Source organism: Hydrogenimonas sp. (assembly GCF_029933015.1).
GTDB lineage: Bacteria > Campylobacterota > Campylobacteria > Campylobacterales > Hydrogenimonadaceae > Hydrogenimonas.
This window is the reverse complement of record NZ_JAOZOZ010000103.1, coordinates 1-5,638: the sequence shown is the minus strand read 5'-3', so window position 1 is coordinate 5,638 and position 5,638 is coordinate 1. Positions and strand designations below refer to the sequence as shown.

Sequence of the window (5,638 nt, the reverse complement as noted above, 5' to 3'; positions counted from 1 at the left end):
TTATATCTATTTTATAAAGTGTACGACGATTATTCTTTTATGTCGCTAAGTCTTTTATACAAAATTTTATGCTATGGTAACCCATGAATAAAATGGAGAATTTTTCGTCACGGAACGAAATTATCGACTGTTCGAAAGCGGTAGAGATCGCCCCGAATATCTGGTGGGTCGGTCATGTACTGGAAAACGACATTTTCCAGTGTCATGTCTATCTCATCGAAAATGGTGAAGAGAGCATCCTGATCGACCCGGGCTCGAAACTGACATGGACCCATACCAGAGAAAAGATCCTCCGGTTGATGCCGCTCGAACACATCAAATATATCGTCTGCCACCACCAGGATCCCGACATCACTTCCGCCGTCGCAGATCTTCTCGAAGAGATCGGGACCAAAAACCGCTACCTGGTCACCCACTGGCGTGCCGCCGAACTGCTCGACCACTACGACTGGGGGATCGAATTTTACGAAGTGCAGGCCCGAGAGTGGAGACTCGATGCCGGCCGACGCAAACTCAAATTCACGTTTACCCCCTATATGCACTTTCCCGGAGCTTTCTGCACCTATGACACAACGACGGGCATCCTCTTTTCCAGTGACATTTTCGGAGGCATGACCGAAACATTTTCACTTTTCGCCAAAGACGCCGACTCCTATTTTGAACAGATGAAACCTTTTCATACCCACTACATGCCCGCCACCGAAATCGTCAACCACGGCCTGGACAATATCGAAAAATGCCATCCGATCAAGATGATCGCCCCACAACACGGTTCGATCATCCCCGAAGAGCTCGTCGGGCCCATCATAGAAAAACTCAGGAGACTCAAATGCGGCCTCTATCTGGAGTTCGGTGGGACCAGAAAAATCGAATTGATGACGAAAGTCAACGCCGTTTTGCCGGAAGTCTTCGAGATCGCGGCATTTTTCGACAGTTTCCACGCCGATACCAGACGCATTCTGGCGAGCATGAAAAAAGCCTTTCCCATCAGCGGGATTTTCACCCTGGCACTGATCAACAACGACTACTTCATCAAACTCGACTCCAACACAGACAAAGTCAAACCCTGCAATCGTACAAAACAGGAGATAATCCGGAAGTTTCACGAAACTTTTCGGGAGCAAAAACGCCTTTTCATCGACAGCGAAGAGGTTCGGTGCATCTCCTTCGAGAGACCGGCCACACTCTATACCTTTCCCGTCCACGACTACGACAGGAAAGTGATCGGAATCGGCATGTTCGTACTGGACCGCTCCTTCGAACGGTCCGAGGAGATGATCGAAATGCTGAGCAAATTCGAAACGGCGATCGATATCATCACGAAACGGGAAGTGGAGGTCTATCTGCTCGAAAGAGAGAAATCGATGGCCTACGCCATGGCCATTACGGACAAACTGACGGGCCTTTACAACCGCCACTATCTCGAAGAGGTCGCTCCCGTAGAACTCTCCAAGGCGAAACGGCACGGTTTCCCCATCGCCTTTCTCTACCTGGATATCGACCATTTCAAAAGAGTCAACGACACCTTCGGCCACGATGCCGGCGACGAGGTGCTCAGACGCTTCGCCCACATCATCATCGCCAATCTCCGTGACAGCGACATGGCCTTTCGGCTGGGCGGGGAAGAGTTTCTCATCATCATCCCCTACACGACAAAAGAGGACGCACTGAAACTGGCTTTGCGCCTGCGAGAGGTCACCCGGGAAAACGGCTGTACAGAGTATCGGGGCAAAAAGATATGCTTTTCATTCAGTGGCGGCATTACCGACACGAAAGAGAGCGGCTTCGACCTCGACACCCTGCTGAAAAGAGCCGACGAGAAGCTCTACGAAGCCAAAGGAAGCGGTCGGGACAGGGTCGTCGTCTGATGCGACCATGAACGAAAGGGGCTCAAAGCTCTACAACAGTCGCGCCGAACCCTCCCATATGCTGCGGCGCGTCGTGGAACCCCTTGACGCTGGGATGCTCTTTCAGAAAAGTCCGCACGGCATGGGCCAGGCGCCCGGTGCCGATGCCGTGATAGACCAGCACTTCGTCGAAACCGGCCAGCAGCGCGTCCGATAGAAACTTGTCGAGCTTCTCGACCGCCTCTTCGGCCCGCAGGCCGTGAAGGTCGAGTTTCACCGAGGCGGTGGCGTTTTCTCTCTGCAGCTTCACCTCCACCTTTCTCTTTTTGGGCGCTTTGGGGGGATTGCCCGAGCGTTTGAGCTCGCTCAGGGGCACCCGCAGCTTCATCCCCTCCACTTCGATCGTCGCCTCCTTCGCCTTCAGGGCGACGATGGTGCCGCGGTTCTTCCGGTATTTGACCCGGTCGCCGACCTTGAAGGTTTCGATCCGCTTCGGTGCTTCCACCTTCGCCTTCCGGACGATCTTGTGGGCTTCGCCGAGCTGCCGGTGGACCGCCTTCTGTTCTTTGAGCTTCAGCGCCTCCCGCGCCTTTTTCGTCGCTTCCTGGTAGATCGCCTCCAGCTCCCTCTTTTTTGCCAGCAGTTCGCTCTCGAGGGTGTCGTTGAGCTCCCGGTAGCGCGCCTTCTCCCTCTCCAGCGCCTCGATCTCCCGCTCGAGTTTTTCACGCTTTTCACGCAGCTCTTTCTCCAGGGTGCTGGAGCGTTCGATCAGCTCGTTGAGGCGCTCTTTGTCCTCGCCGTATTCGAGGCGGGCCTTTTCGACGATGTTTTTCGGCACGCCGTAGCGCTCCGCCGTCTCGAAGGCGTAGCTCTTTCCGATGATCCCCTGCAAAAAGGTGTAGGTGGGCACCTGGTTCTTCTCGTCGTAGACCGCCGCCACCAGCTCCACCCTCGCGTCACCCGCCATCATGGCCGCCAGCCGCTTGTGGTGGGTCGTGATGACGATCTTGATCCGCCGTTTGATCAGCTCCTCGATCATCACTTTAAAAAGGCTCGCCGCCTCGTCGCTGTCGGTCCCCAGTTCGATCTCGTCGACACCCACCAAGACGTCGTTCTGTCCGAAGAGGCGCGAAAACTCCCGCATCCGTCCGGCGAAGGTGGATATATCGTTTTTGACGTTCTGGGGGTCTTCGATGATCGCTTCGATCCGTCGGAAACTTCCGATCGTCGTCTTCTTCGCGTCACACTTCATCGGAAGCAGATATTTGGCGAGCCAGGCCGCCGCCAGGATCGACTTGAGCAGCATCGTCTTTCCGCCCGCGTTGACCCCCGTGATCATCAGGACGTTTCGGGAAAAGTCGATCGTCACCGGTTTGGGATGGGCGAGCGCCGGGTGGGCGAAAGAGGTGAGCCGGATCGTGTCGCCTTTTTGGGGCAGGACGAACTCCAGGTTTTCCAGACGCGCCATCTGCATTCTCGCCTGGTAGTGGTCGAAACGGTCGAAAGCGGCGTCGATGAACTTCAGAAACTTCAGCCAGCCGCCCAGGGTGAGGCTCGTGCTTTTGGCGATCTCCAGATAGACCTCCTCGAGCCGGCTGACGATGCCCGCCTCCTTCTCCTTGAGTTTGGCGACGCTTTCGGGGATGACGTAGAAAAAGCCCGCCGACGTCCGTCCGATCACCGTCGCTTTCATGACGTGGTTGAAACCGCCCCGCACCAGCAGCGCCTCCTCGTCGTTGACGTAGTGGATCTGCCTATCCACCAGATAGGGACCCAGCCTGGCGCTGTTGACCATCCGCGCCAGGGTCTGTCGGATCGCTTCGCGGTTCTGCTGCCGCGCCGCCTTCAAAGAGGCGAGCCGCTCGTCCACATGATCTTCGAGGTTCCCCTTTTCGTCGAACATCTTCGAGATTTCGACGATCGGATCGGGGATCGTGATCTCCGCCAGCCACTCCCCCAGCACGTTTTCGATGCGCAGATTCTTGAGATAGAGGAAATAGCGGACGATCTTGACGATCTCGAAGATGTCGTCGAGTCCCAGTACCGCCTGCTTGCCCAGACGCATCCACAGTTCCTCCAGATTGCGCACCTTCGGAGGCGATTTGAACGCCACCTCCTCCAGCGCCCGGATAAACCGGAAATGCAGCCCCCTGTCCCCCTCGATGAAGAGAGGTTTGGGCCTGGCCAGAAGCCCTTCGAAGCGTTCGATGTACCCCGTCAGGTCGAGTTGTTTGATCAGTTTCTCTTTCATACGTTCCCAAATTTCATAGATTTACGAATCTCCCCATTCACCGTTCACTGTTTTCCGTTCACTGTTCACCATTTCCCGCTCCCCCGTCTCCATATCCGCCTCCGCCGGGCGTCTCGATCCGGATTCTGTCTTCCTTTTCCACTTTCAGCTGTACTTTCGATCCGAGATTATACACTCTTCCGTGACGGATCAGCAGGTTGCGCCCCCGGACACCGTCGCCGCCTCCGGCGAGCCCGAAAGGGGCGAAAACCCGCCGCTCGCTGAGGATCGAAAAGTCGAGGGGCGCGAAAAAGCGGTAGACCCGTACGAGGCCGTTTCCGCCCGCGTGTTTTCCGGCACCGCCGGAGCCCCGGCGTATCGCGAAGCTCTCCACCGCCACCGGAAAGCGGCGTTCGAGAATCTCCACGTCGGTGATGCGGGTGTTGGTCATGTGGGTATGCACGGCGTCCGCTCCCGGCGCCCGGGGCGTGGCGCCGGCACCGCCGGCCAGGGTCTCGTAGTAGCCGAAGTTTTCGTTGCCGAAGGTGACGTTGTTCATGCACCCCTGGCTCGCCGCGGCCTCCCCGAAGACCCCCAGAATCACGTCCACGATCCGCTGGCTCGTCGTCACGTTGCCCCCCGCCACCGCGGCTTCGGGGCCGGGGTCGAGGAGGGAACCTTCGGGCAGCTTCAGCGTCACCGGCGCGATCAGCCCCTCGTTGAGCGGAAGGTCGCGCCGCAGCATCGCTCTTATCGCGTAGACCACCGCCGAGCGCACCACGGCGGGCGGGGTGTTCTGGTTGCCCCATATCTCCACGCCGCTGCCGCTAAAATCGAAGAGGGCACCCCCCGTTTCGTCGAAAGTCACCGTCAGCGCGATCTCGTCGCCTCCGTCCAGCCGGTCGGCGCCGTGCAGCTTCCTGCCGGCGTACTTTTCGAAGAGACGGCGGACGGCCGATTCGCTGACACGCCGGATGTCGGCCATATAGTCCAGGATCTTCTCTCTGCCGCTCTGGCGCATCAGGGCCAGCACCCCTTCGATCCCTTCCCGGTTGGCCGCCGCCTGGGCCCGCAGATCGCTCAGGTTATCAGGAATGTTCCGGGCGCCCGCCTTGCGCAGAATCTCCACGACGCGCTCCTCGTTAAAACGCCCCTTTTCGATCATCGGGAAACTCGCAAAAAGCGCCCCCTCCTCCGAAAGGGTCGTCGAAAAGGGCGGCATCGAACCGGGCACTTTGCCGCCGATGTCGGCGTGATGCCCCCGGCTGGCGGCCCAGAAGAGCACTTCGCCCCCTTCCACATGGGGGGTGACGACCGTGATGTCCGGCAGATGGGAGCCCCCTTCGTAGGGGGCGTTGGTGATGAAGGCACTGCCCGCTTCGAAAGTGACGTATTTGGCGATCAGGGATTTGACGACGCTGCTCATGGAGCCCAGATGCACGGGAATATGGGGCGCGTTGGCCACCAGATTGCCTTCGGCGTCAAAGAGGGCGCAGGAGAAGTCGAGCCGTTCGCGGATATTGGTGGAGACGGCGCTTTTTTGAAGGATCTGTCCCATTCT

General features: G+C 57.9%; 3 protein-coding genes. 1 reads left to right on the top strand and 2 read right to left on the bottom strand.

What is annotated here, in order from left to right; all coding sequences use genetic code 11:
* The first annotated feature begins 83 nt into the window (after window positions 1-83).
* Window positions 84-1,868 (top strand): diguanylate cyclase, encoded by a 1,785-nt coding sequence (locus Q1K23_RS07185; protein ID WP_300363466.1) that lies wholly within the window; start codon window positions 84-86, stop codon window positions 1,866-1,868.
* 22 nt (window positions 1,869-1,890) lie between these two features.
* Here Q1K23_RS07185 and Q1K23_RS07180 read toward each other — a convergent pair whose 3' ends face one another.
* Window positions 1,891-4,098 (bottom strand): endonuclease MutS2, encoded by a 2,208-nt coding sequence (locus Q1K23_RS07180; protein ID WP_300363465.1) that lies wholly within the window; start codon window positions 4,096-4,098, stop codon window positions 1,891-1,893.
* 58 nt (window positions 4,099-4,156) lie between these two features.
* A partial coding sequence (locus tag Q1K23_RS07175) for a hydantoinase B/oxoprolinase family protein (protein WP_300363464.1) occupies window positions 4,157-5,638 on the bottom strand: 1,482 nt, incomplete at its 5' end.

Excerpts from the sequence above, each read along its gene's own strand:
- Q1K23_RS07185 (WP_300363466.1), top strand. The coding sequence starts at position 84 with ATGAATAAAATGGAGAATTTTTCGTCACGGAACGAAATTATCGACTGT.
- Q1K23_RS07180 (WP_300363465.1), bottom strand. The coding sequence starts at position 4,098 with ATGAAAGAGAAACTGATCAAACAACTCGACCTGACGGGGTACATCGAA.